Origin of the sequence: Pseudomonas sp. RW409 (assembly GCF_003184125.1) — a bacterium.
GTDB lineage: Bacteria > Pseudomonadota > Gammaproteobacteria > Pseudomonadales > Pseudomonadaceae > Aquipseudomonas > Aquipseudomonas chlororaphis_I.
Map to the genome: position 1 here is coordinate 315,388 of NZ_QHHP01000042.1, position 24,779 is coordinate 340,166.

Consider the following 24,779-nt stretch of genomic DNA (forward strand, 5'->3'; position numbering starts at 1 on the left):
AGTGCTCTCCTCAGTGCGCCAGGGCGCCGATCATGCGCACGGGGCGCCGGCGCGGAAATACCCGCTCGAGCCAGACGGCGAACGCTGGCAGCACGGTCATGGCCATGACCATGTTGACCAGGAACATGAAGGCCAGCAGCTTGCCCATGTCGGCCTGGAACTTGAGGTCGGAAAACGCCCAGGTCGCCACCCCCACTGCCAGGGTGATCGCAGTGAAGATGGTCGCTACCCCGACCTCCAGCAACGCATGCTCGACCGCCTTGGTGATCGGCTGGCCGAGGGCCTGGTGCAGTTGCAGGCGGTTGTAGATGTAGAAGGCGTAATCCACGCCGATGCCGACGGCCAATACCATCACCGGCAAGGTCGCGATGGTCAGGCCGATCTGCAGCTCCTTCATGAACCAGTAGCCGATGAAGGTGCCCAGGGTCAGGGGCAGGCAGCACACCAGGACCGCACGCCAGTCGCGGTAGACGACAAACACCAGCAGAGCGATGGCGCCATAGACGTACAGCATCATCGGCAGCTCGCTGCGCTCCACTTCCTCGTTGATCGCGGCAATCACCCCGGCGTTGCCGGACGCCAGGCGCACGCTCACGCCAGGCTGCTTGAACTCGGCACGGAACGCTTTGGCGGCGGCGATCACCCGGTGGATGGTCGTGGCCTTGTGGTCCGCCAGGAACAGGTGCACGGCGGTCATGCTGCAATCGGGGCGCATCATCCCGGGGACACGGGCCACCTCGGCCGCCATCGATGAGTAGTTCGCCGGGTCGATGGGCACCGCGTTCATTTTCGGATTGCCCTCGTTATAGCCCTCGTTGAACTGGCGCATGCTGTTGGAGAACGAGGTCACTGACAGCACCCCGGGCACGCCCTGCATGGCCCAGACAAAACGATCCTGATATTGGCCCAGGGCAACGTCTTCGCAGGCGTCCGCCGGGCTTGCGCCGGACGTGTCGGGAACGACCTCGAAGACCACGCTGAGCCAGTCCAGGCCGATGTCGTAGTTGCTGGCGATGGCCACCGCGTCGCGATTGAAGCGGGCTTCCTCGCGTAACTCCGGGGCCCCGGCCTGCAGGGAGCCGACGACCCGGTCATGGCTCTGCCAGGCCGCCGTGAGAAAGATCAGCAAGGCCATGCCCAACACCCAGCGCACGTTGTGCCATTCGGCCAGTCGGGCAAAGCCTCGCAACCAGCGGGCCCGGCGCTGGCGGGAAAGCTCCTCGGCGGCGGCATAACCGCCGTCGACCCGCAACATCGAGGCCACCACCGGCAGCATCACCAGGTTGGTGATGATCTTGTAGGCCACCCCAAGCGACGCAGTGATCGCCAGCTCGCGGACCATCGGGATCGGGATGAGCAGCAGGGTCACGAAGGACACGAACGCCGTCACCAGGGCCAGCGTGCCAGGGATCAGCAAACCGCGGAAGCTGGCACGCGCCGCGCTCTCGATGGACTTGCCGCAGGCGATTTCGCGGACGATGAAGTTGATCTGCTGCACGCCATGGGACACGCCGATGGCGAATACCAGGAACGGCACCAGCACCGCCAGCGGGTCAAGACCGTAACCGAGCAGGCGCAGGCTGCCGAATTGCCAGACCAGCGACACCAGCGAACAGCCCAGGGCCAACAGGGTGAAGCGCAGCGAGTGGCAGTACCAGTAGACCGCGAGCGCCGTCAGCAGCAGAGCCAGCAGACAGAACTCCAGTACCGCCGAAGCCCCGTCGGCGATATCGCCGATTTGCTTGGCGAAGCCGATGATCTGGATGTCGAAGTCGCCGTCCTCGAATTTCTCGCGGATCTGCTGCTCCAGCACCCGGTTGTAGGCCACATAGTCAAGATGCTCGCCGTTGGCATCGAACTCATTGAGGTCGACGGTGATCATCGCGCTGCTCTGGTCACGGGCGACCAGGGTACCGATGAAGCCGCCCTGGGCCGCTGAGTCGGCGATCATCGCAATGCTCACCTCATCGAGGTTTTCCGGGGTAACCGTGCCCGGCACCAGCGGATCGGCACGGAAACCTTCTTCGGTGATCTCGTTGACGAAGGCATTGGGTGTCCACAACGAGCGCACGCTGCTGCGCGAGACATTGGGCAGGAAGATCAGCGCCTGGGTGACGTCGTACAGGCGCTTGAGTCCCTCCTTGCTCCAGATCGTGCCCTGGCGTGCCTTGACCACCACCGTCAGGCGGTTGGCCCCCAGCAGGTCGTTGCGATAGGCCTCGAAGGTTTCGATGTATTCGTGACCGATCGGCAGCTGTTTTTCGAAGCCGGCCTCCATGCGCAACTGCACGGCGAACCAGGCCATGGCCAGGGTGAAGACACCCAGGCTCACCAGCGTCAGCAGACGATGGGTAAACAACCACTGCTCGATGCGTGGCAGCACGCCACGCACCTTTTTCTCCGACATCTTTACGGAACTGTTCACTGCACGCCTCACAGGGTTCGGGAAACCACAAGACCGACGTAGTCGCGGTCACGCAACAGTTGGTCGTAGGGAGTCTTGCCCCCCGAGAACTTCGCGTAGTTGAAGGAAACCTGCCAACTCGCCGGGTTGCGCACGAAGTTGAGGTACAGGTTCATGCTGCTGGCATCCTCGGTGAAGGTCGCCGACAGGTTGGGCGTGCGGCCCTTGAGCGACTGCGAATAGAACACCCCCGGCGTGACCTGCCAGCCCGGGATCAGCGTGTTGTCGTAGGTCAGGCTGAAGTCGAGGCTTATCCCCGAAGAGGTCTTGTTGCCCTTGGCCGTCGGCGCCGTGGCCGGATCCAGCTGCCAGGTGTTCAAGCCGGCGGAGATCGGTTCGCCGTTGTAGTTGTCATGCAAGCCCGGGTATTTGACGACGACCAGTTCGGTCAGCAGCGTGCCGGTGCTGGCTCCGGTGAAGTCGAGCAGTCTCGGCGAGTTGGACGGGGTCAGGCTGTAGATGCCGGTCAGGTGCCACTGGAACTTCTTCTCATCCTTCCAGCATTTGCCACCGTTGCTGGTGCAGGCATCAATCACCGGGTTGAGCGGTACCGCATCCTTGGGGCGGTACGACAGCTCGGTGCCCACGGCCCAGTCGCCGATCGGCATGTTGGCGCTGATGCCATAGAGCATGCGGTCTTCCGGGTACTCCCACTTCTGCGCCAGGGCGAAGGTGTCCGGGTCCAGCACCTGCATGGTCAGGGACGGCAGCTTGTCGTGATAACGCATCACATAGAGGCCGAGGTTCAGGTCGCTGTCCTGGGGCTGCCAGCGCAGCGAGATACCCCACTGGCCGCTGTCGCGGGCGTCCTTTTCCTCGTACCCATAAGCCCCCCTGCCCTCGCCCAGCGCATGGGTGGTGGACCAGTAGCTGCCCACGGGCGGCATCTCGCTCTTGTTCCAGCCGAACTGCCAGTAAGCCTCGATGTTGACGCCAGCCCCCAGACCCGAAGCGAGGCTCAGCATCGGCGCTGGCAACAAGGCTTCCTTGAGCTGGGTGCCCGGCCGCGACAGGGCCATGACATCGTAGGAGTTGGTGTTGTTGATGCCGCCGGCGGCAAACAGGCTCTCGCCCCAGTTGATCACCTGGTTGCCGAGCCTGGCCCGGACGTGCTGCTCGCCGACATCGAAACTCTTGCTCACCCACAGGTCCAGCAGGCGGGCCTTGAACCTGAGATCGTCGCGGGCGCTGCTGGTGAGGCCGTCGCTGCCCACGCTCTCCGGGCTGGTGGCCGACAACGCACCGCTGGTGTCGGTCGCGGCGAAGTCACGGATCCAGCTGCCGCGCGCCATGAAGGTGTAGTCCTCGGGGAACTTCAGCAGCAGCTCATGGGTGCCCTTGAGGTAGTTGGTGAACAGGTCGCCCTTGTCGTAGTTCATGTTGCCCTGGTCGCCGATGCCCGCGCTGGGCGACAGGCAACCGCTGGGCGGATGGTGTCCGCTGGCGCCACTGGTGATCAGGTTGCAGCCTGGGGACTCGGTACGCAGGCCCATGCCCATGGCGATGGTGGAGTCGAACGAGCCCCGGATGTTTTCGGTTTCAAACGTGAACCCCATCGCCAGAGGGGTTGCACACGCAATGACAAGACCTGAGGCTTTGGTAATTATTCTTTTCATGTCAGTTCTCGATAGGCCGCGGTTAGCGTTCGCTGGTGGCGCGCAGATTGTCGGAGGTATAGAAGTCACGCTTGAGTCGCGGGTTGCCGGTACTTTCGGTGAGCCAGCGGTGGTCGTTCTTGCCCACGCCTATGGAGGTCATGTCGTACAGGTAGCGACCGTCGACCAGGTTGTATTGCGCCTGGGCTTCCATGTCGCAGGTACCGGTCTCGTAGACAGGAATGGTGTAGCCTTCACGGACTTTCCAGATTTGCCCCTGCTTGTCGTAATCGACTGCCATCAGGGCGTTCCAGCTGTCCTCATCGATATAGAACAGGCGCTTCGGTGCCTGGTGGCGCATGCCCGGACGCACGGTGGCCTCGACCACCCAGACGCGATGCAATTCATAGCGGCGGGATTCGGGGGCGATGTAATCACGCTTGGCCACATCCTCGATTTTTGCCGAGTTGTCGTAGGGGCCGAAGGCGTTGTAAGGCACCAGCAACTCCTGCTTGCCGACCAGCTTCCAGTCGAAGCGATCCATCGGCCCGAAGAACACGTTCGACTCATCGATGGTGTACTGGTTGTCCAGGCCGATTTGCGGCGCGTCATAGGAATAGGCCGGCATGCGACGCACACGGCGCTGACCGGGGAAGTAATAGAAGGTGCTGGCCTGCTCGCCGGCCTTGGTCGTCACCACGCCGGCCTGCCCGGCAAGGGCGGCGGGATCGTAGTAGGAGAAGTAGGTGGCGACTTCCAGGCGATCGACCGAAGAGAACAACGCGCTGCCCTTTTCTCCCCACGGCGTATACATGAACCAGTCGGTCGAGGTACGCAGCCAGTCCTCACTGCCTTTGCGCGGCGAGATGCCGGAAACGGTCTTGGACATTTCAAAGCCAACGCCCCGGTAACGCATCTTCATGTTCCACATCACCTCGGCGCCGTTGCTCGGGAACGGGAACGGAATGCCGGGTACGTAGGCTTCCTGCAGTGCCAGGCCATCGGCGTCCAGCTTGGCGAAGCCGACATTCTTCTTGGTGTTGTCCGCGACGAAATCCGGTACGCCGCAGCTGCGACGGGTCGGGTACACGTCCATGCGATAACCCGGGATCTTCTTGAACAGTTCCACCTGGCCAGGAGAGAGCTTGCTCGCGTATTTCGCGACATTGCTCGAATCGATGCTGAAGAGTGGCTTGTCGCCCTTGAACTTCCAGTGTTGGCCCCGCGGCTGGCCATGGCTCCAGCCAACCGCCTGCGGGCCCGGCGCCGTCCAGGCCGGAATCACCCCATCGGCGCTGGCCGCGACCTCCCCACCCAAGGGCGTCAGCTTGCTGCCCAGTGACGCCGGATCCTTGTCCGCTGCCTGAGCGCTGCACATGACAGCCGATACGGCCAATGCCAGGATCAGTTGTCTGGTTCCACCACCGATGGAAATCCCGGCGCCCGGGTACTCAATCACGTCTTTCATTGGAAGATCCTCATGGGCCTCGAGCGGCAGCGTGCGCTCCGGGAAAGCCGCAACACGTTGCCTGGGCTAATCTAGTCAACTGACTTGATCAAATGACCAAGTCCATTGATCAAGAGGCAAACCTGATGCCAAGATTCCATGGCTTTGGATTTCTCTTTTTGTATCAAGTGTTTAAGTTCGGGCAATGGATTCGGCGGACGAAATGCTGTCCTGCCCTGCCGCGGTTTGTTTCGTCGGATCGCACCAGAATGGGAATTCACGAAACACTTGTTACCTAAATTGGTTCAAACAGGCATACACATCACTGTGATGCTCCGCAGGCCCTGACGCGCTCGGAGCGCTTGCTGTAGCATCCGCCAGCACTGACACCGCCAAAGCCGCAGGTACGGCGCGAGCGCACTAGGGGAGATTGCTGATCCATGGCCAGAATGGGTGCTGAATTACGCAGGCAGGATTTCGTCGAGGCGACGGTCAAGGTCATTGCCGAACACGGGGTCGCCAATGCAACCACGCGGCGCATCGCCGCTGCCGCCGGCTGCCCGCTGGCGTCGCTGCACTACGTGTTCCACACCAAGGACGACCTCTTCTATGCGGTCTATGAGTCGCTTTTCGATCTGCCCCATCAAGCCCTGGAACACGTACCCACGGGTACCACGGCCGCGGAAAAGGCTGCCGAGGTGCTTCGCCAATTGATTGCCTGGCTTACCAGCCACCCCGACGTGGCCAGGGCGCAAACCGAGCTGTTTTTCTGGGCCATGCGCAACAATCCCGAGCTGGCGAACAAGATCTACTCGGTTGCCATAGACGCGACGGAGCAGGCCCTGGAGCGCGCCATGGGGGCGCAGCTCGAAAAGCCCTTTCTACAGGCCGTAAGCCGCCTGCTCATTCACCTGGTCGATGGCCTGATCATTGCCTGGTCCGCCCATGACGACCTGGCGCGCCTGGAGAGCGAAACCGAGACAGCCTGCAAGGCGCTGGCACTGTTGGTGGCCAGTCACTGAGTCCTGTTCGAACATCAACAGGCCTATCAAATGCTGCTGACCAGATGGCCTCCATCCACGGCCAGTACGCTCCCGGTCATGAACCCACCGGCATCGCTGGCGAGCAGCAGGAACGGTCCCTCCAGCTCATGAAGCTGGCCCAGGCGGCGCATGGGAATCAGGTCACGGATGTAGCTCTTGGCCTTGTCACTCTCGAAGAACGCGGCATTCATCTCGGTCTTGAAGTAGCCCGGGGCAATGGCGTTGACCCGGATCCGGTAGCGCGCGAGCTCCAGCGCCAGTGACTTGGTCAGTTGCACCACGCCGGCCTTGGCGGCGCAGTAATGGCTGTAGCCAGTGCCGACGCGCAGCCCGAGTATCGACGCGATGTTGACGATGCTGCCGCCACGCCCGGCCTTGGCCAGCCGTTGCGCGGCGACCTGGGCCACCCGCCAGACGCCGTCCAGGTTGGTCGCCAGCATGGCGCGCCACTCCTCTTCGCTGATCTCCAGCGGGCGCTGGCCGTTACCGATGCCGGCGTTGTTGAGCACCACATCAACCACTCCGAAACGCGCCTCGGCAGCGTCGAAAGCCGCCTCGACGCTGGCCCGATCGGTGACGTCGAGAGCGACCGACAGCACCTGGGCGCACTCCCACTCGACATCCCTGGCCACTTGCTCGAGTCGATCGAGGCGCCGCGCCGCCAGTACCACGCGGGCACCGGCGCGAGCGGCAATCCGCGCCAGGTGCGCACCGATGCCGCTCGACGCGCCGGTGATCAGCACGGTCCGGTCGGCGAGGGAAAAGTTCTGGGCGAAATCGTGACTCATCGGTACACCTCGATAAAGAATGGCGGCACGTCTTGCGCGGACAATGCACAGGGTGTTGTGCAGGCAGGTTGGACCCTCTTTCTTCGGGATCGGGCCAGGCTGAGGTTGATGCGTGGTCGCCCCCAGGCCTCGCCCTCCCCCGGAGAAAGGGGGAATCTTCAGATTCGTTCGATGCGGGTCTTGCCAGCGGCGACCAGGCGCTCCAGCAGCGCCGCCGGGCGGAACCACATCTGGCCGTACTCACCGAGAGCCTGGCGATAGTGGAGGATGCCGCAAAGCACCTGGTCCAGCCCCAGTTGCTCGGCGTAATGCAGCGGGCCGCCAAGATGGGCGGGAAAACCGTAGCCGTTGATCCACACCAGATCGATGTCGCTGGCCCGCAGGGCGATACCCTCGTCCAGTAGCTGGATGCCCTCGTTGATCAGTATGAACAGGCAGCGATCATGTATTTCCAGGTCTTCGATCGCGCGCCGGGGAACGTCAAGCTCACCGGCAAGCTGTTCTGCCAGCGCGGTTACCTCGTAGTCTTCCTGGCGGTTCTGGCCCTCGTAGAGGTAGAAACCCCGCCCGGTCTTCTGCCCGTAGCGTCCCAGGGCGCACAGTTCCTGCGCGATGCAGCAGTAGCTCTGATCATGGGCCGTGGCGGCGCGATTGGCGTCGCGCGTCAGGAAGCTCACGTCGATGCCGGCCAGGTCCAGCATGCTGAACACTCCCATGTTCAAGTCCAGGCCTGTGAGTACGCTATCGACCTGCGCCGGCGTTGCGCCTTCCAGTACCAGGCGATGGGCTTCGCGTGCATAGGGCTCGAGCATGCGCTCGCCGATAGCACCCTGGCCGGCGCCGGAGATCACCGGCAGCTTGCCGATCCGCTTGGCGATCTGCATGGCGCTGGCCAGCACCTCTGGCGCGGTGGCCTTGCCGCGCACGACTTCCACCAGGCGCATGACATTGGCCGGGCTGAAAAAATGCAGGCCGATCACATCCTGCGGACGACCGAGGCTCGCCGCGATGGCATCGATATCCAGCGACGACGTGCTGGTTGCGAGAATCGCGCCTGGCTTGCAGACCTGTTCCAGGCTGAGGAACACCTGCCGCTTGACGCCCGGCTTCTCGTACAGCGCTTCAATAACCAGGTCGGCGTCGGCCAGATCTTCGTAGTCAAGGGTGCCGAACAGCAGGTCCATGCGTTGCTGCAGCTGTGCGGCGCTCATTTTTCCGTGCTTGACGCTGGCCTGGTAGAGCTTGCGGATCTGCATCAGGCCGCGATCCAGCGCGCCACCTTCGGGTTCAAGCAAGGCCACGGGGATACCGACGTCGGCAAAGCTCATGGCAATGCCGGCACCCAGGGGGCCGGCGCCGATGACCGCGACCTTGTCCAGCTTGCGCGGGGTAATGTCCGACCCGATACCTGGAACGCGCCCGGCCTCGCGCTCAGCGAAGAACACATGGCGTAGCGCCTTCGACTGGCGGGACGCTTCGGCCTGCTTGAACAGCGCCAACTCGCGGGCGAGCCCCTCTTCCAGTGGCAACAGGCAGGCGGCCTCCAGCGCCGAGAGCACCAGGCGCGGGGCCAGGCGGCTTTTCCAGCGAGGTTCGTGCTCGGCGCGGTAGCGCGCGAGAAAATCGTCCGGCAGGTCCTCGGCCGGCTTCGGCCAGGCCTCCGCCGGGCGCGCCGGTGCACCGCACTCGATCAACTCGTTGGCATAAGCGCATGCCTCATCGAGCAACTGCTCGGCGCTGCTGGCGATGCGGTCGAGGATACCCAGCATGCGGGCGCGTTCGGCGTCTATCTGTTCACCCGAAAGAATCAGGTTCAGCGCCGACTCGGCACCGATCAGCCTGGGCAGGCGCTGGGTCCCGCCCGCCCCGGGCAGCAGGCCCAGGTTGATTTCCGACAGGCCGACCCGGGTGCCCGGCTCCCCCATCCGGTATCCGCAGGCCAGGGCCAGCTCCAGGGCGCCGCCCAGCGCCAGCTTGCCCATGGCGGCAACCAGGGGCTTGGGGATTTCGGTCAGGCGGACCAGGGTGCTGGGCAGGTCCGGCTCGGCAAAACAGGCCTCGGTGCCGAATTCGCCGATGTCGGCACCGGCACTGAACAGGCCATGCTCGCCATAAAGAATGATGGCCTGCACCCTGATGTCAGCCGCCGCGCGCTCGCACGCCTCAATGATGGCGGCGCGCAGCGGTTGGCTGAGTGCATTGACCGGCGGACGGGACAGGCCGATCAAGGCCAGGCTGCCTTCGAGACGGAAGTGGATCAGGTCGCACATGGGAGATCCTTAATTGGCATTACCAGGACTGCGAACGGGTGTTGTGCATTTCATCGGGGCTGTCGCCGCGCATGCGCTCGTGGGCTCATGGGGCCCTGGTCGTCAAAAGTTCCTGAAGACTTCGCCGATGCTGGCAACGGGATAATTCTGCGGGGAGCTGGCGGCGGCCCCCGAAGCCACAGAGCCAAAGGAAGCCAGCGAGTAAAACGAGTGAATGGAGTAGACGGCGAGTGAAACCAGCGTCACGGCCAGGCAGGAAAAAAGGAATGGGCGCATCGAAAACCTCCGTCATTCGGCCGGGGCCAAATGCAGTGTCTTTTGTTATTGAGGGTTTCGATTCTGGGGGCTGGTACAGGCAAAAGCTTTGCAGATCACGCCACAGAATATGCAGATCATGACGCTCAAAAAACCTGACCATGGCGATTGTCCAGCCGCGGCGAAACCGCGCCCTGGAGGTCAGTGCGCGGTGACGGGTACGGGAACGAGAAGAGAGATTTCCTCATGGATTGCCTGAGGAAATAATGTCTCAGATGAAGTATCTTCATCGCTTTTCGTTGAAGCAATGAGCTTTTCCTGCACAATACCAGCCATTGAAATTTGATCCGAGACCGACTGATGTCCCTGACCCCTCAAGACGAACGACTCATCAAGGCGCTGGCGCTGGCCATTGTCGACCACCCTCGGGCGACGCTCAAGGAACTGGCTGAATCCGCCGGGGTGAGCAAGGCCACCCTGCACCGCTTCTGCGGCACTCGCGACAATCTGGTGCAGATCCTGGAAAGCCACGGCGATACGGTGCTCAACCGGATCATCGCTGCCACCAATCTGCAGCAGGATGAACCTCAGGAAGCACTGCGTGGCCTGATTAACGAACACCTGGCCCCGGCGCACCGCGAAATGCTGGTATTCCTGCTGTTCCAGTATCGCCCCGACACCTTCGGCATAAATGGTGAAGCTACAGGCCTGCAACCCTACATCGATGCCCTGGATGCGTTCTTCCTGCGTGGCCAGCAAGCGGGCGCCTTTCGCATCGACATCACCGCTGCGGTCTTCAGCGAACTGTTCCTGACCATGGTCTTCGGCATGATCGATGCCGAACGCCGCGGTCGCGCGGCCAGCGCCAATTCAGCCAACGTGCTGGAACAGATGTTCCTGCATGGCGCAGCCGCGGCGGTGAGCCCCAAGTAGCCTGCTCCAGGCTTATCAATCGACATCGCTGCCCCGCTCTACTGCCGCATTCTCCAGCCATGGCGCAGGCCAAAAAAAGCCCCGCGACCTGAAGGTCCACGGGGCTAAAGCTCGGTTGGATGCGCCAACCCAGGAAGTTATTGCCGACCCTTATCTGCTGGCCTGCTCGGCCTGGTGTCGTGCAGACGGCCAGCCCCCGCCCAGGGAGCGGAACAGGTCGACCAGGGCAATCTGCCGCTGAGTGCTGGCTTCGATGAACAGCGTCTCGTTGACGAAGCTGCTGCGCTGGGCGTCCAGATAACGCAGGTGACTGTCCACGCCCCCTTCATACCGGGCCTTGGCCAGCTTCAGCGACTCGCTGCTGGTGTCGGCCAGGGCGCGCCGGGCCGCCTCTTCCCGACGCAGGGTATCGGTGGCCGCCAGGGCGTCCGCCACTTCGCGAAACGCCGTCTGGATAGTGCCTTCGTACGCCGCCACGGCGGAGTCCTTGCGGGCTTCGGCGAGGCTCAGGCCGGCACTGTTGCGACCGGCGTCGAACAACGGCAGGGACAGGTTCGGCACGAAGCTCCAGGAGCGCGAACCGCCATCGAACAGACCGGACATCTGTGCGCTGGAGGTGCCGAAGCTGCCGGTCAGGCTGATGCGCGGGAAGAACGCCGCGCGCGCCGCGCCGATATCGGCGTTACGCGCCTGCAGGCGATGCTCGGCGGCGAGGATGTCCGGGCGCCGCTCGATCAGCGCCGAGGGGGTGCCCGGCGCGATGTCCTGGACCAGCATCGGTTCCTTGCGCACACCTTGAGGTATCGACTTCGCGGCGTCCGCGGTGCCGAGCAGCAGAACCAGCGCGTTGAACGCCTGCTGCTTCTGCCGTTGATTGCTTTCCTCTTCGGCGCGGGACTGCTCCACCAGGCCCAAGGCCTCCTGGTAGTCCAGCGCGGTCGCGGTACCGGCCGAGCGACGCTGGCTGATCAGGGCGAAAGAATACTCGCGGCTGGCCAGGGTCTGTTGCGTCAGGTCCAGGCGGCGCAGGGCGCCATCATGAATCAGGTAAGCCTGGCTGACCTCGGCGATCAGGGCGATCTGCGCAGCACGCGCGGCTTCTTCGGTGGCAAGGTATTCCTGCAACGCGGCATCGCTGAGGCTCTTCACCCGACCGAACAGGTCCAGCTCGTATTCAGGCAGCGACAAGCCCACCTGATAGCTGCTGACTACGCCCGACCTGCCGTTGTTGGACAGGTCGGCCGGTACTCTCTGGCGATTGCCCGAAGCACCCGCGTTCAGCCCCGGCACCCGGTCGGCACGCTGGATCCGGTACTGCGCCCGGGCCTGCTCGATGTCCAGCAGCGTCTGGCGCAGCGAGCGGTTGTTGTCCAGCGCGGTCGTGACCAGGCGGCGCAGGTCGGGGTCGACGATAAAGGTTTGCCAGACCATCTCGTTGACTGCACTGCCCCGCTGATGGGCCTGGCCGCTCCAACTGTCGGCCACCGGCGCGACAGGACGTTCATAGGTGGGCGCCAGCGAGCACCCGCCCAGCGCCATGGCGATCAGAAGCGTAGAAAAGGCTGAGATACGCATGGAGTCACTCCTGGGCCAGGGCCGGTTGTTCGATGGGGGCCGGTTTGCTGCGCAGCATTGACAGCACCCAGACAAAGCAGATCGGTACGAAGAGCACACCCAGCAAGGTCGCGCTGAGCATGCCGCCGATCACCCCGGTACCGATCGCGCGCTGACTGGCCGCGCCGGCACCGGTGGCCAGCGCCAGGGGCACCACGCCGAGAATGAAGGCCATGGAGGTCATGATGATCGGCCGGAAACGCAGGCGGGCCGCCTCGATCGCCGCGTCGCGCAGGCTGTAGCCCTGCTCCCACAGTTCCTTGGCGAACTCGACGATGAGGATCGCGTTCTTCGCCGCCAGGCCGATGATGGTGATCAGGCCGACCTTGAAGTACACATCGTTGGGCAGGCCGACCACCATGACCGCGAGCACCGAGCCGATCGCGCCGATCGGTACGATCAGCATCACCGTCAGGGGGATCGCCCAGCTCTCGTAAAGAGCCACCAGCAACAGGAACACCACCAGGATGGCGAGGGCGAACAGTTGCGTCGCCTGGCCGCTGGAAACCTTCTCCTGATAGGACAGGCCGGTCCATTCGTAGCCGATACCGGCCGGCAACTGCGAGGCCAGGCGCTCGATTTCTTCCATGGCCTGGCCGGTACTGAAACCGGGCCCGGCGTCGCCAACGATGCGGATCGACGGATAGCCGTTGTAGCGCACCAGTTGGACCGGCCCCTCCTCCCACTTCATGGTCACGAAGGCGCTGAGCGGTACCAGGTCGCCCTTGGCGTTGGGCACATACAGCTTGAGCACGCTCTCCGGAGTCATCCGTGCGCCCTGCTCGGCCTGGATCACCACGCGCTGCTGACGCCCGGCGTTGGTGAAGTCATTGATCACGTCCGAGCCGAAAGCCGAGGACAGCGTGCCGCTGATGGTCTCGAAGTTCACACCCAGGGTGCGTGCCTTCTCGCGGTCGATCACCAGGCGCAGCTGTGGCGCCTCGGCCAGGCCTTCCATCATCGCGTAGAGGAACTTGGGGTTGCCATAGACCTGGCTGAGCAGCGTATCCCGGGCTTGCAGCAACGCCTCGCGGCCAAGGCCGCCGCGATCCATCAAGCGCAGCGCGAAACCGCCGGAGTTGCCCAGGCCATCGATGGGCGGTGGCGACACGGCCATGATGGAGCCATCGCCAGGCATTGCGAAATGTTCGTTGACCGCCGCGATTTCCGCCTCGGCCGACTGTTGCGCACTGCGTTGCGACCAGTCCTTGAAGGTCGGGAAGGCCAGCGCAGCGTTGTCACCCTGGCCGGAGAAGCTGAAGCCCGAGACCAGGAACACCGAGGCCACCGCCTCGCGGGACTTGAGGAAACGCTCGAGTTCTTCACCGGTGGTGTCGGTACGGGAGCGGGCTGCGCCGGGCGGCAGTTGCACGTCGACCACCATGTAGCCCAGGTCTTCCGAAGGCACGAAGGCTTCCGGCAGGCGCAGGTAGAAATAGCCGAGTACGGCGATGATGCCGACGTACACCAGCATGAAGCGCGAGGTGCGCGCCACCAGCTTCGTGTTCAGGAACGAGTAGCGTTCGGTGGCGCGGGCGAAACCCCGGTTGAAGGCGCCGAAGAAGCCGCGCTTCTCGTGGTGCCCCTCGGGAATCGGCTTGAGCAGCGTGGCGCACAGCGCCGGGGTGAAGGTCAGGGCAAGGAAACCGGAGAACAGGATCGATACCGACAGCGATACCGAAAACTGCTGGTAGATGACACCCACCGAACCGGCCATGAACGCCAGCGGCAGGAACACCGCCGACAGCACCAGGGTAATGCCGATGATGGCCCCGGAGACCTGCTGCATCGCCTTGATCGTGGCCTCGGCCGGAGAGAGCCCCTCTTCCGCCATGATCCGTTCGACGTTCTCCACCACCACGATGGCGTCGTCCACCAGGATACCGATGGCCAGGACCATGCCGAACATGGTCATCATGTTCACCGAGAAGCCCAGCAGGTACATCACCAGCAGCGTACCCAGCAGGCACACCGGCACCACGATCGATGGAATCAGCGTATAGCGCACGTTCTGCAGGAACAGGAACATCACCAGGAACACCAGGACCATCGCCTCGATCAGGGTGTGGATCACCTTCTCGATGGCCACGTCGACGAAGCGCGAGGTGTCGTAGGGTACGGAATACTCCATGTCGTCGGGGAAGAATGCCGACAGCTCGGCGAGGCGCGCCTTCACCAGGGTGGCGGTCTCAATGGCGTTGGCGCCAGGCGACAGCTGGATCGCGCCGCCCACGGTCGGCTTGCCGTTCAGGCGCGAGGAAAGGTTGTAGCTCTCCTTGCCGACTTCCAGGCGCGCGACATCGGCCAGCTTCAGCAGGGAGCCGTCTTCGTTGGCGCGCAGCACGATCTGGCCGAACTCATCCGGATTGTCCAGGGTCCCCTTGACCGCCAGCGTCGCGGTCAGCTCCTGCTGGGAGCTGCCCGGAGCGGCACCGAAGGCACCGGCCGGCACCTGGACGTTCTGGCCACGAATGGCATTGCTCACGTCGTCGATGGACAGCCCGTAGCCCACCAGTTTCTGTGGGTCGATCCAGACGCGCATCGCCGCTTCGGAGGAGAAGAACTGCAACTTGCCGACGCCCGGCAGGCGCCGCAGCTCGTTGTTGATGTTGCGCGCGGCGTAGTCACCCAGCGCCGTGGTATCGCTACGCTCCACATCTTCCTTGTAGCTGAGGGCGTAGATCAGCAGGAAGCCGGCACTGGACTGCTCGACCTGCAAGCCCTGGGTCAGCACGGCTTGCGGCATGCGCGCCTCGGCCTTCTTCAGGCGGTTTTGCACGTCCACCTGGGCCAGGTCCGGGTCGGTCCCGGGCTGGAACGTGACCACGATCTCGGCCACGCCGTTGGAGTTGTTGGTCGACTCGAAGTAGAGCAGGCCCTTGGCACCGTTGAGCGACTCCTCGAGCACGGTGGTGACCGAGTCCACCAACACCTTCGCCGAGGCGCCGGGATAGGTGGCAGTGATGGTGATCTGCGGCGGCGCGACGCTGGGGTACTGCGCCACCGGCAGCTTGGAAATGACCAGCAGGCCCGCCAGTGAAATGAACAGCGCCACGACCCAGGCGAAGTTCGGGCGCTTGATGAAGAATTGAGACATCGGAAAATCCTCGCGGCGAACTCGGCCTTACTGTTTCGACTCAGGCAACTGAGCCTGGGCCTGCGACTGGCTAGGCGTGACCTTGGCACCCGGTTGCAGGCCGGCCAGACCACCGACAATGACCTGGTCCCCCGCCTTCAACCCTTCACTGATCTGCCAGCGAGAACCCTGCATGGTGCCGGTGCGCACCGCGCGCGCCTCGACCCGCTCGTCCGCGCCGACCACGAACACCTGGGCGCTGCCATCGCTGGTGCGTTGCACCGCGCGCTGCGGCACGAGGATCGCCTGGTTATCCGTTCCCTGGGGTGTGCTCACCCGCACGTACATGCCCGGCAGCAGAGTGCCGTCGGCGTTGTCGAATTTGCCGCGCAGGACAATCTGCCCGGTGCCGCGATCCACGGCCACATCGGTGAACAGCAGTGAGCCCTGGCGCTCGAAAGGCGTGCCTTCAACGCGGATCGACAGCACCTTGTTGTCGTCGCCGGAGAGTTTTCCGTCCTTGAGCAATTCCCGCAGGCGCAGCGCATCCGCCGCCGACTGAGTGAAATCGACATACACCGGGTCGAGCTGCTGAACCCGCGCCATCAGCGTGGCATCACCCTGGCCGACCAGAGCGCCTTCGGTTACCAGGGCGCGGCCGACACGGCCGGAAATCGGCGCGGTGACCGAGGCATAACCCAGGTTCAGCCGGGCGCTTTCCAGATCGGCCTGGGCCGAACGGGTCGCGGCCTGGGCACTGCGCAGGTCGGCGGTGGCACTGTCGAAGTCCTGCTGGCTGACCGCCTCGATCTTCACCAGCGGTTCGTAGCGCTTGACTCGCGCCTGCGCCTCCTGCACTGCGGACTGGGCACGCGCCAGCTCGCCTTCGGCCCGCGATACCGCCGCCTTGAGCGGCGCCGGATCGATCTGGAACAGCAGGTCGCCGGCCTTTACATCAGCCCCCTCCTCGAAACGTTTTTTCATGACGATCCCCGCCACCCGTGCACGCACTTCCGCCACACGCATGGGCTCGACCCTGCCCGGCAGCTCCGAGATCAGGGCCAGGGGTTCGGTCACCGCCGCTACCACGTCTACCGGACGCGCCACTTCGGCCACGCTCTCTTGTTCATTCGCCGGACCGCATCCGGCCAGCGCAATGGCTGCTGCCAACGAGCCTGCCATCCCTATTGCACGCAAATTGCCCATAAATCACCCGAGGCTTGATTGAAAACGACTCGAATGCTACTTTCTAAATCCCAATGAGTCAACAATGTCTCATATGGGTAATATTTGTCATATTTCAGAAACCTGGATAGTGACCTGCACAGGTGCCCATCCGGAAAATCCATCCGAGGCTTGGTGATGACCCCGACTTCCCATGATGAACATCTGCTCAAGACGCTGACCTTGGCGGTGGTCAATCGACCGCGCGCCACCATGAAGGAGCTGGCGCAATTGGCAGGGGTAAGCAAGGCGACACTGCATCGCTACTGCGGCACACGGGAAAACCTGGAACACCAGTTGGAGGCGTACGCCGAGGGCACGCTCGAGCGGATCATCAAGAGCGCCGGGTTGCAGCACGCCGAGCCGCTGGAGGCACTGCGCCGCTTGATCAGAGAACACCTGGCCCATCGTGAGCTGCTGGCGTTCCTGATGGTGCAATACCGCCCCGACTTCCTCGACTTCGAACGCGGCGACGCGCGCTGGCGGCCTTACATCGAAGCGCTGGACGCGTTTTTCCTGCGCGGCCAGCAAAAAGGCGTGTTTCGTATCGACATTACCGCGGCGATCTTCAGCGAACTGTTCATCACCCTGATCTACGGCATGGTCGATGCCGAACAACGCGGGCGCGCGGCCAATGCCAATTCAGCCCGCACACTGGAGCAGATGTTTTTGCATGGAGCCCTGTGTCCCGGCGTGTCGAACGAGCGTTCGCCCACGCCGGAAACGGCTCTTTGGGTGTGAGTGCGCGCCCTCAGAAATGGCCGAGCGCTTCGCTGATGCTGGCAACCGGAGGGTGCTTGGGTTGATGGTGAATCGTCTTGTTCGAAGGCTGAAACTGAAAATAGACGGCGCCCGAGATCAGGGCGACAACCAGGAAAGCGGACAGGAACCGGCGCATCGAATACCTCCATCATCCAGCCTCGGGCTGAACGCAGGTCTTTTGTTATTGGTGATTCGAGTCTGGTCGCCGGCAGGGGTAAAAGCTTTGCAGATCGCGCCAGTTATTGTGCAAATCCTGCCAGACGCGACTCGGCTCGGGCGCTCTGGCAACAGGCGGGTGTCAGGCCGGCAGCCGCGCGCCTGGCCACGCCCCATGGCTCACTCGAGGGCTTGAGATGACGTCTACTGTCCGAGGCACCGCCCTGCTTGGGTTCACTGAGTTTGTCAGCAGCCTGGGGCTCGATCCGTCCCAGGCCCTGGCTGAGGTCAAGCTGCCCGCAGACCCGTTACCCGGGCAGCTTTCCGGCGTGCAGTTCAATGCCTTGATCGAGCTGTGCGCACAGCGTGCGAACAATCCCCTGTTCGGTCTGCAGTTCGGCCTGCGCCAAGGGCCGCAAGGGCTAGGGCCGCTGCTGTACGCAATGCGCAGCACCGGCAACCTGGGGGAAGCGCTGACGCTGCTGACCCGTTATTTCCATGTCCATAGCGATGGTGCGGAAGTGCGTCTCGAACGACAGGCCGGCAGTGCCCTGCTGTTGTACGACATCACCGACGGCGATCTGACCTCGGTGCGGCAGACCGTGGAGCTGGCCATGGGCGTGGCCGCGCACTTGCTGCATGACTTGCTGGGGCACGCCTGGAAACCGCGGGCCTTGATGTTGCGCCATGCTGCCGCCGCGGACCGCGGAGCCTACCGGGCCCTGCTGGGTGTGCTTCCGCGCTTCGACAGCCCGGTCAATGCCTGGGTATTCGATGAGTCGCTGCTGGCGACCCCGCTGGGCCCGACGGATGCCAGATGCCAGCAACTGGTCCAGCAGCATATCGACGAGCTGGCCCGGGTGACGCTGCAGGAGCTGCCGTCCTACGTGCAGAAACTGTTGCGCAGCCGGCTTGCCGGCGGCCAGGTGACGATACGCCAGGTCGCCGAGTACATGATGATCAGCCCGCGTACCCTGCAGCGCTATCTTCAGGCCCAAGGCACTGGCTTTCAGGAGCTGCTGGACAAGACGCGCCAGGCAATGGCCACGCGCTATATCTGCGACTCGTCGATCAGCCTGACGCAGCTGGCCAGCCTGCTCGGTTACGCGGACCTGAGCGCCTTCTCCCGGGCCTTCCACCGCTGGAACGGCATGAGCCCGCAAAAGTGGAAGCAGCGTTTGCAACCCCCTCATCGGCAATAGAAGTGGCGGAACATGACGATCAATCCTTTCATTCGCGCACTCAGCCTTGCGGGTTTCGACAAATTCGCTGCCCGTCAGGGTCTGGATCCGACCCATATGTTGCGCTGCGCTTCCCTGCCGCCGGCATCCCTGCGCCGTCCGGAAGATATCTTGTCCTTCCGTCGCTACTGCGAGTTGCTGGAGCTCTGCCAGCAGAGCTCCAGCAACGCGTTGTTCGGCCTGGAGTATGGGCTCTACCAGGGGATCGATGTCTTTGGCGATATTTTCTACCTGATCCACAACACCAGGACCGTCGGTGATGCGCTGTTCGAACTGCGGACCCACTACGGGTTTTACAACGGCGCGGCGCAAATCGGCCTGGATGTCGTCGACGGCATGGCACTCCTCAGCTATCGGGCCGGTGAACAGGCCGTTCCCGGACTGCCCCAGGCAGAAGAGCTGGCCTGTGGTGTCGGCCTGCGACTGATGCGCACCTTGGCAGGCGGAGACTGGCAACCCAAGGCGGTGCTGCTTCGCCACCCTCCCCTTGACAATGAGTCGGCCTATCGGCGGGCGCTGGGTATTACGCCGACGTTCGCCGCGGCCCACACCGGGCTGCTGTTCGACGCCTCGGTGCTGGCGCTGCCACTGAGTCTTGCCGATGAAACCCTGCACCAACTGATGGCTGAACATCTGAGCGGCATGGAGCGCCTGGCCGCGGACGAAATGCCGGGCTACGTCAGGCAATTGCTGCGCAACCTGTTGCCCAGCGGTCGGGTCACGATCGAGCGGGTTGCCGACTGCATGGCGATAAACCCACGCACACTGCAGCGCCGCCTGGCGCAGGAAGGTACCTCCTTCCAGCGACTGCTGGATGAGACCCGCCAGGGAATGGTGCACAACTACCTGAAAATCCCCTCGATCAGCATGACCCACGTGGCGCAACTGCTCGGCTACGCCGACGTCAGCACCTTTTCCCGAGCATTCAATCGCTGGTTCGGCATGTCCCCGCTGGAATGCCAGAAGCAGTTGGGGTTACGCAGACAACCATTTCTGCTTCAGAGCCGGTTGAATGATCGGCAAAGCCGACCGTGAATATTGCTTTTTAAGTCCAGATGAATTCCACCAGGGGTGGTTTATCGTCACGGCGCGCCTCACTAGAGTATCCAGGCAGGGGCGACAACGGCTCTCCTGATTATTTCTGGACCCGACCTGAATCGCCTCGTATTGCATTGACTGCAGCCATCGCGAATACCACATCCTGGTTATGAACCTGTCCCCTCCCCCAATCCCGGATGTTGCCGGGTGTTTGGAGCATCGCAATGAAAACTCGTACTTTCCTTATCACCGGAGCCAGCAAAGGCATCGGCCGTGCGCTTGCGAACCAATTGTCCCAAGCGGGCCACCATGTGGTCGGCATCGCTCGCAACAGCGACGATCCAGACTTTCCCGGCACCCTTGTTGCCCTCGATCTGGGCGACCGGGAGCAGACCGAAAAAACGCTGGCGGGCCTGGTTTCACGTTATGCCTTCGATGGTTTGATCAATAACGTTGGCCTGGTGCGCCCGCAGGCTTTGGGCGATGTACAGCTCGACGATTTTGATGAAGTCATGCGGATCAACCTGCATAGCGCCTTGCAGGCAACGCAAGCCTTGCTGCCGGGGATGCGCAATCGAGGTTGGGGAAGGATTGTCAATATCTCCAGCCTGACCATCCTGGGGATCCCGCACCGTACCGCCTATGCCGCGGCAAAAGCCGCGCTGGTCAGCTTCACGCGCTCCTGGGCATTGGAGCTGGCAACCAGCGGGATCACCGTCAACGCCGTTGCTCCAGGCCCCTCGGAAACTGAGTTGTTCCGCGCCGGGAATCCGCTCGGCAGCGACGGTGAAGCACGTTACCTGGCGAGCGTTCCCATGGGCAGGCTCGGTCAGCCGGATGAAATCGCGGCGGCCATTGCTTTCCTGTTATCGGAACAGAGCGGCTTTATCACTGGCCAGACATTGTTTGTCGATGGCGGAGCGTCCATTGGCAAATCGACGTTCTAACGACAATGCCTGTGGCCGTTGGTAGCCAATAGCCAACGCCTTACAGCTCGGACAGCCAAATGCGCACAGACTTTCCGCCGATGCCTGATAGCTTAAGGCCATCCAGCGGCATGCCCCATAAGCAGAGCTGCTGCGGACAAGACATGGAGGTCTGGCAGTCATCGTTCATCGAAGGCTGTTTCTATCAGGGACAAGGATCTGAAGCCGGCGACTACCACCCCATCCTCCATGACCCGACATTCGCGCTCGCCACTTGCTGGCCTGCAGTGCGCGATGTGTGCAGTACGTGCCGGTGCTCTCCCAAACGCCCTGTTCCACGAGGAACAGCACTCGGGAAAACCACCCGGCACAATGGATTCCGGAAACCATTCAATAAACGGGGCGGACTCCGAAAAGCCAGACGAGTAGGAACTTATATATGGAGATATATCGTATGTCGGCTCAAGAGAACTTTGTTGGCGGATGGACTCCTTATCACAAACTGACCCCAAAGGATCAGGAAGTATTCAAAGAAGCCCTGGCCGGGTTCGTGGGTGTGCAGTACACACCTGAACTGGTTTCGACCCAGGTCGTCAACGGCACGAACTATCGCTATCAATCGAAAGCGACGCTGCCTGGCTCGTCGGAAAGTTGGCAAGCGGTAGTGGAAATCTACGCGCCTATCAAAGGCAAGCCGCACATCACCCAGATCCACCGGATCTAAGCAGGGACAAACCCGTCGGGTCGCGCACAGGTTGCGCGGCCCGATGGTTCATCGCGACGCTCTCCCTCCTCGCCCTCCTCCTGAGCAACTGCCCCATCCCCCTACCCTGTGCGGTTACTCCAGCCAGCCAAGCCCCCCAGCTTTTGCGCAATCCTCTGGAATACTTGCCTGATCCTATGAGCTTGCCGGGTATCGGATAGGAAACCCTTGGCCCCTGGGCTAGAGTTCCGGTCACTAGGAGCCAGCCGCCATGACCCACGCCAGCGCCGGCCAGGCATCGCCCCTGGCACACACTCTCGATACCTCCTCGCATTTTCCCGTTATCTCACCGGGCCTGCCGGCCCACTCCAACGTGCTTGTGGCCAGCCCGGCGCACGGGGCAGCGGCTTGGCGTACCCGCGCCTTTACCCGCGTTTATTGACCAAGGAGGCGCCTCGTAGCGCCTCCCTGAAGAAAAAACAACGACACACCAACCGATGATCAGCAGGTGAGCCATGGAACTACGAATCAACCAGAAGACCTATCAGGTCGATGCCGACGCCGACACGCCGTTGCTGTGGGTGATCCGCGATGACCTGGGCCTGACCGGCACCAAGTACGGCTGCGGCCTGGCCCAGTGCGGCGCTTGCTCCGTGCTGGTGGACGGCAACGTGGTGCGCGCCTGCGTCACCCCGGTGGCCGGGGTAGTCGGCCGCGAGGTGACCACCATCGAGGCGATCGAAACGGACGAGGTCGGCAAGCGTGTGGTGTCCGCCTGGGTCGAACATCAGGTGGCGCAGTGCGGCTACTGCCAGTCCGGGCAGGTGATGGCGGCCACCGCGCTGCTCAAGCACAACGCCGCGCCCAGTGATGCGCAGATCGATGCGGCGATGGTCAACCTGTGCCGCTGCGGCACCTACAACGCCATCCGTACCGCCGTGCATGACCTGGCCGCACAGCCTGCCAAGAAGGAAAGCGCCTGATGAACAAGCCCATCGACTCCGCTGAAGACCTCCTGAACCTACCGCTGGACGAGCCGGTCAACCTGTCCCGCCGGCGCTTTCTGACCGGTACCGCCGTGGGTGCGCTGGTGCTCGGTTTCGGCCTGCCACTTGGCTCGGCCAGGGCCCTGGCCGCCACGGCCACCGCCGCGGAACGCGGGACCCAGGTTCCGGCGTTTCTCGAGATTCGCCCGGATGGCACCGTGCGCCTGCTCAGCCCCTTCATGGAAGGCGGACAAGGCACCCATACCGCCATGGCCCAGATCGTCGGTGAAGAGCTGGATGCCGATCCCGCCACCTTTGTGGTCGAGAGCGCGCCGCCTGGCGAAGCCTACGTGGTGATGGAGAACGGTCTGCGCATCACCGGCGGCAGCATGTCGGTGCGCATGAGCTACCCGACCATGCGCCGCCTGGGCGCCCTCGCCCGCGCCATGCTGCTGCAGGCCGGCGCCGAACAACTGGGCGTACCGGTGGCCGAGCTGTCCACCGCGCCTGGCCGGGTGCTGCATGCCGCTTCCGGTCGCTCCCTGGGCTACGGTGAGTTGGCCGGTCGGGCCCTGGATATGCCGGTGCCCGACCCGGCCAGCATCACCCTGCGCGACCCGAGCCAGTTCCGCTGGATCGGCAAGCCGGTGCGGCGCGTCGATGCCTACGAGAAATCCACCGGCAAGGCGCTGTACAGCATCGACCTGAAGGTCGACGGCATGCTCCACGCCGCCGTGCAGCACGCGCCGCGCCTGGGCATGACCGTGGGCAGCCTGCGCAACGAGGCGCAGGTCAAGGCCATGAAGGGTGTGCACTCCGTTCACCAGTTGCCCGGCGCGGTGGCGGTGGTCGCCGAACGTTGGTGGCACGCCAAGCGCGCGGTGGAAGCGATCCAGGTCGACTGGCTGGAAGCGGCGGCCGATTCGAAGGTGCGGGCGATGCCCGCCGATTTTTCCAGCGATGCGTTCCGCGATTTTCTCGCCGCCCAGCAAGGCCCGGCCCGCGACGACGAGAACGAAGGCGACGTGGCCGCCGCCCTGGCCAGCGCCAAGACCCGGGTCGAAGCCACCTATCACAACCAGTACCTCAACCACGCCCAGCTGGAGCCGCCTTCGGCCCTGGCGCGCTACAACCCCGATGGCTCGCTGGAGGTCTGGCTGCCCAACCAGGCACCGGACATGTTCCGTGACGACATCGCCAGGCGCACCGGCCTTGCTGCTTCGCAGATCACCCTGCACTCGCCGCTGCTGGGCGGTTTTTTCGGCCGGCATTTTCTCTATGACTCGGCCAATCCCTACCCGCAGGCCATCGCCCTGGCCAAGGCCGTCGGCCGTCCGGTCAAGCTGATCTGGAGCCGTGAGGAAGAGTTCGTGCGCGATGCGCTGCGCCCGGTCGCCGTGGTCAAGTTCCGCGCCGCGCTGGACGCCGAAGGCTTGCCGGTGGCGATCGAAGCGGTGAGCGCCACCGAAGGCCCCACCGAAGCCATCGCCGGCAAGCAGGGCGAAAAACTCGACCCCTCGGCCCTTGAAGGTCTGTCGGGCAAGTCCTACGCGATTGCCAACAAGCGCATCGCGCAGATCTACGTCAAGGGGCCGGTGATGCTCGGCTACTGGCGTTCGGTGGGCAACTCGCTCAACGACTTCTTCTACGAAGCTTTCCTCGACGAACTGGCGGACAAAGGCGGCCGCGACCCCTACGAGCTCCGCCAGCACCTGCTGCGCGACAACCCGCGTCTGACCACGCTGCTACAGGCGGTGGGCGAACTGTCCGGCGGCTGGAAGCGTGGCCCGTTCACCGCCGAGGACGGCACTCGACGCGCCCGCGGCGTGGCCATGGCCTCGCCATTCGGCTCGTACACGGCGGTGATCGCCGAGGTGTCGATCGAAGGCGGCCAGGTCAAGGTCCACGACATCTGGCAGGCCATCGACCCGGGCAGCATCGTCAACCCGGCGATCATCGAGGCCCAGGTCAATGGCGCCGTGGCCCTGGGGTTGTCCCAGGCGTTGGTGGAAGAAGCGGTCTACGTCGACGGCAAGCCACGGGCGCGCAACTACGACCTGTACCCGATCCTGCCGCCTTCACGCATGGCGCGGGTGCATGTGCGGATTGTCGAGAGTGGCGAAAAGATGGGCGGCATCGGCGAGCCCCCGCTCCCCGCGGTGGCGCCGGCAGTGGCCAACGCGGTAGCGCGGCTGACCGGCCAGCGCATCCGTAGCCTGCCATTGAGCCGATACACCTTCAGCTAACGACAAGGACTG

19 protein-coding genes are annotated in these 24,779 nt (G+C 63.5%); 9 read left to right on the forward strand and 10 right to left on the reverse strand.

What is annotated here, in order from left to right; all coding sequences use genetic code 11:
• Positions 1 to 10: 10 nt before the first annotated feature.
• From DK261_RS28440 to DK261_RS28450, 3 genes are read right to left on the reverse strand one after another with little or no spacing between them, the layout of a single operon-like run.
• A complete protein-coding gene (locus DK261_RS28440; RefSeq protein WP_009049045.1) occupies positions 11 to 2,425 on the reverse strand; it encodes an RND family transporter in 2,415 nt (804 codons plus the stop codon).
• Positions 2,426 to 2,433: 8 nt separating this feature from the next.
• On the reverse strand, positions 2,434 to 4,080 hold the full coding sequence (locus tag DK261_RS28445) for a DUF1302 domain-containing protein (RefSeq protein WP_330981753.1): 1,647 nt from the start codon (positions 4,078 to 4,080) through the stop codon (positions 2,434 to 2,436).
• 22 nt (positions 4,081 to 4,102) lie between these two features.
• The gene (locus DK261_RS28450; RefSeq protein ID WP_016703007.1) at positions 4,103 to 5,527 is read right to left on the reverse strand and encodes a DUF1329 domain-containing protein; all 1,425 of its coding nucleotides are present in this window, start codon (positions 5,525 to 5,527) and stop codon (positions 4,103 to 4,105) included.
• A gap of 419 nt (positions 5,528 to 5,946) precedes the next feature.
• Between DK261_RS28450 and DK261_RS28455 the strand changes: the two genes are divergently transcribed.
• The gene (locus DK261_RS28455; RefSeq protein WP_009049042.1) at positions 5,947 to 6,528 is read left to right on the forward strand and encodes a TetR/AcrR family transcriptional regulator; all 582 of its coding nucleotides are present in this window, start codon (positions 5,947 to 5,949) and stop codon (positions 6,526 to 6,528) included.
• 26 nt (positions 6,529 to 6,554) lie between these two features.
• On the opposite strand, the gene DK261_RS28460 is transcribed toward DK261_RS28455, so the two are convergent.
• The 3 genes from DK261_RS28460 to DK261_RS33270 all read right to left on the reverse strand — a co-directional run bounded on the left by DK261_RS28460 (position 6,555) and on the right by DK261_RS33270 (position 9,883).
• Positions 6,555 to 7,337 carry an SDR family NAD(P)-dependent oxidoreductase gene (locus DK261_RS28460; RefSeq protein WP_009049041.1) on the reverse strand — a complete coding sequence of 261 codons (783 nt, stop codon included), beginning with the start codon at positions 7,335 to 7,337 and terminating at the stop codon, positions 6,555 to 6,557.
• A gap of 158 nt (positions 7,338 to 7,495) precedes the next feature.
• The gene (locus DK261_RS28465; protein ID WP_110177149.1) at positions 7,496 to 9,607 is read right to left on the reverse strand and encodes a 3-hydroxyacyl-CoA dehydrogenase NAD-binding domain-containing protein; all 2,112 of its coding nucleotides are present in this window, start codon (positions 9,605 to 9,607) and stop codon (positions 7,496 to 7,498) included.
• Positions 9,608 to 9,709: 102 nt separating this feature from the next.
• Complete coding sequence (locus DK261_RS33270) at positions 9,710 to 9,883, reverse strand: hypothetical protein (RefSeq protein WP_016703004.1); 174 nt, start codon at positions 9,881 to 9,883, stop codon at positions 9,710 to 9,712.
• A gap of 339 nt (positions 9,884 to 10,222) precedes the next feature.
• Here DK261_RS33270 and DK261_RS28470 point away from each other — a divergent pair, with 339 nt between their 5' ends.
• Positions 10,223 to 10,795, forward strand: coding sequence for a TetR/AcrR family transcriptional regulator (locus DK261_RS28470; protein WP_009049039.1), 573 nt, complete (start codon positions 10,223 to 10,225; stop codon positions 10,793 to 10,795).
• 150 nt (positions 10,796 to 10,945) lie between these two features.
• On the opposite strand, the gene DK261_RS28475 is transcribed toward DK261_RS28470, so the two are convergent.
• The 3 genes from DK261_RS28475 to DK261_RS28485 are packed head-to-tail and all read right to left on the reverse strand — an operon-like array spanning position 10,946 to position 16,691.
• Positions 10,946 to 12,370 (reverse strand): efflux transporter outer membrane subunit, encoded by a 1,425-nt coding sequence (locus DK261_RS28475; RefSeq protein WP_009049038.1) that lies wholly within the window; start codon positions 12,368 to 12,370, stop codon positions 10,946 to 10,948.
• Positions 12,371 to 12,374: 4 nt separating this feature from the next.
• Positions 12,375 to 15,506 carry an efflux RND transporter permease subunit gene (locus tag DK261_RS28480; protein ID WP_009049037.1) on the reverse strand — a complete coding sequence of 1,044 codons (3,132 nt, stop codon included), beginning with the start codon at positions 15,504 to 15,506 and terminating at the stop codon, positions 12,375 to 12,377.
• Between the two features lie 27 nt (positions 15,507 to 15,533).
• Positions 15,534 to 16,691 carry a MexC family multidrug efflux RND transporter periplasmic adaptor subunit gene (locus DK261_RS28485; RefSeq protein WP_009049036.1) on the reverse strand — a complete coding sequence of 386 codons (1,158 nt, stop codon included), beginning with the start codon at positions 16,689 to 16,691 and terminating at the stop codon, positions 15,534 to 15,536.
• Between the two features lie 156 nt (positions 16,692 to 16,847).
• Between DK261_RS28485 and DK261_RS28490 the strand changes: the two genes are divergently transcribed.
• Complete coding sequence (locus tag DK261_RS28490) at positions 16,848 to 17,450, forward strand: TetR/AcrR family transcriptional regulator (protein WP_009049035.1); 603 nt, start codon at positions 16,848 to 16,850, stop codon at positions 17,448 to 17,450.
• 10 nt (positions 17,451 to 17,460) lie between these two features.
• On the opposite strand, the gene DK261_RS33275 is transcribed toward DK261_RS28490, so the two are convergent.
• Positions 17,461 to 17,607, reverse strand: coding sequence for a hypothetical protein (locus DK261_RS33275; protein ID WP_016703002.1), 147 nt, complete (start codon positions 17,605 to 17,607; stop codon positions 17,461 to 17,463).
• Positions 17,608 to 17,824: 217 nt separating this feature from the next.
• Between DK261_RS33275 and DK261_RS28495 the strand changes: the two genes are divergently transcribed.
• The 6 genes from DK261_RS28495 to DK261_RS28520 all read left to right on the forward strand — a co-directional run bounded on the left by DK261_RS28495 (position 17,825) and on the right by DK261_RS28520 (position 24,767).
• Positions 17,825 to 18,829 (forward strand): AraC family transcriptional regulator, encoded by a 1,005-nt coding sequence (locus DK261_RS28495; protein WP_009049034.1) that lies wholly within the window; start codon positions 17,825 to 17,827, stop codon positions 18,827 to 18,829.
• A 12-nt stretch (positions 18,830 to 18,841) separates the two neighbouring features.
• Positions 18,842 to 19,903 carry an AraC family transcriptional regulator gene (locus DK261_RS28500; RefSeq protein ID WP_110177151.1) on the forward strand — a complete coding sequence of 354 codons (1,062 nt, stop codon included), beginning with the start codon at positions 18,842 to 18,844 and terminating at the stop codon, positions 19,901 to 19,903.
• A 227-nt stretch (positions 19,904 to 20,130) separates the two neighbouring features.
• Positions 20,131 to 20,853, forward strand: a complete 723-nt coding sequence (locus tag DK261_RS28505) for an SDR family oxidoreductase (protein ID WP_110177152.1) — start codon at positions 20,131 to 20,133, stop codon at positions 20,851 to 20,853.
• Positions 20,854 to 21,286: 433 nt separating this feature from the next.
• Positions 21,287 to 21,556 (forward strand): hypothetical protein, encoded by a 270-nt coding sequence (locus tag DK261_RS28510; protein WP_009049031.1) that lies wholly within the window; start codon positions 21,287 to 21,289, stop codon positions 21,554 to 21,556.
• A gap of 494 nt (positions 21,557 to 22,050) precedes the next feature.
• Complete coding sequence (locus tag DK261_RS28515; protein WP_009049030.1) at positions 22,051 to 22,518, forward strand: (2Fe-2S)-binding protein; 468 nt, start codon at positions 22,051 to 22,053, stop codon at positions 22,516 to 22,518.
• Positions 22,518 to 24,767 carry a molybdopterin cofactor-binding domain-containing protein gene (locus DK261_RS28520; protein WP_110177154.1) on the forward strand — a complete coding sequence of 750 codons (2,250 nt, stop codon included), beginning with the start codon at positions 22,518 to 22,520 and terminating at the stop codon, positions 24,765 to 24,767. The genes DK261_RS28515 and DK261_RS28520 overlap by 1 nt, the downstream gene beginning before the upstream one ends.
• The last annotated feature ends 12 nt before the right edge of the window (positions 24,768 to 24,779 follow it).

Bases quoted from the DNA above. Each gene is read 5' to 3' on its own strand.
- DK261_RS28445 (WP_330981753.1), bottom strand. From the start codon at position 4,080: ATGAAAAGAATAATTACCAAAGCCTCAGGTCTTGTCATTGCGTGTGCA.
- DK261_RS28450 (WP_016703007.1), bottom strand. From the start codon at position 5,527: ATGAAAGACGTGATTGAGTACCCGGGCGCCGGGATTTCCATCGGTGGT.
- DK261_RS28455 (WP_009049042.1), top strand. From the start codon at position 5,947: ATGGCCAGAATGGGTGCTGAATTACGCAGGCAGGATTTCGTCGAGGCG.
- DK261_RS28460 (WP_009049041.1), bottom strand. From the start codon at position 7,337: ATGAGTCACGATTTCGCCCAGAACTTTTCCCTCGCCGACCGGACCGTG.
- DK261_RS28465 (WP_110177149.1), bottom strand. From the start codon at position 9,607: ATGTGCGACCTGATCCACTTCCGTCTCGAAGGCAGCCTGGCCTTGATC.
- DK261_RS33270 (WP_016703004.1), bottom strand. From the start codon at position 9,883: ATGCGCCCATTCCTTTTTTCCTGCCTGGCCGTGACGCTGGTTTCACTC.
- DK261_RS28470 (WP_009049039.1), top strand. From the start codon at position 10,223: ATGTCCCTGACCCCTCAAGACGAACGACTCATCAAGGCGCTGGCGCTG.
- DK261_RS28475 (WP_009049038.1), bottom strand. From the start codon at position 12,370: ATGCGTATCTCAGCCTTTTCTACGCTTCTGATCGCCATGGCGCTGGGC.
- DK261_RS28480 (WP_009049037.1), bottom strand. From the start codon at position 15,506: ATGTCTCAATTCTTCATCAAGCGCCCGAACTTCGCCTGGGTCGTGGCG.
- DK261_RS28485 (WP_009049036.1), bottom strand. From the start codon at position 16,691: ATGGGCAATTTGCGTGCAATAGGGATGGCAGGCTCGTTGGCAGCAGCC.
- DK261_RS28490 (WP_009049035.1), top strand. From the start codon at position 16,848: ATGACCCCGACTTCCCATGATGAACATCTGCTCAAGACGCTGACCTTG.
- DK261_RS33275 (WP_016703002.1), bottom strand. From the start codon at position 17,607: ATGCGCCGGTTCCTGTCCGCTTTCCTGGTTGTCGCCCTGATCTCGGGC.
- DK261_RS28495 (WP_009049034.1), top strand. From the start codon at position 17,825: ATGACGTCTACTGTCCGAGGCACCGCCCTGCTTGGGTTCACTGAGTTT.
- DK261_RS28500 (WP_110177151.1), top strand. From the start codon at position 18,842: ATGACGATCAATCCTTTCATTCGCGCACTCAGCCTTGCGGGTTTCGAC.
- DK261_RS28505 (WP_110177152.1), top strand. From the start codon at position 20,131: ATGAAAACTCGTACTTTCCTTATCACCGGAGCCAGCAAAGGCATCGGC.
- DK261_RS28510 (WP_009049031.1), top strand. From the start codon at position 21,287: ATGTCGGCTCAAGAGAACTTTGTTGGCGGATGGACTCCTTATCACAAA.
- DK261_RS28515 (WP_009049030.1), top strand. From the start codon at position 22,051: ATGGAACTACGAATCAACCAGAAGACCTATCAGGTCGATGCCGACGCC.
- DK261_RS28520 (WP_110177154.1), top strand. From the start codon at position 22,518: ATGAACAAGCCCATCGACTCCGCTGAAGACCTCCTGAACCTACCGCTG.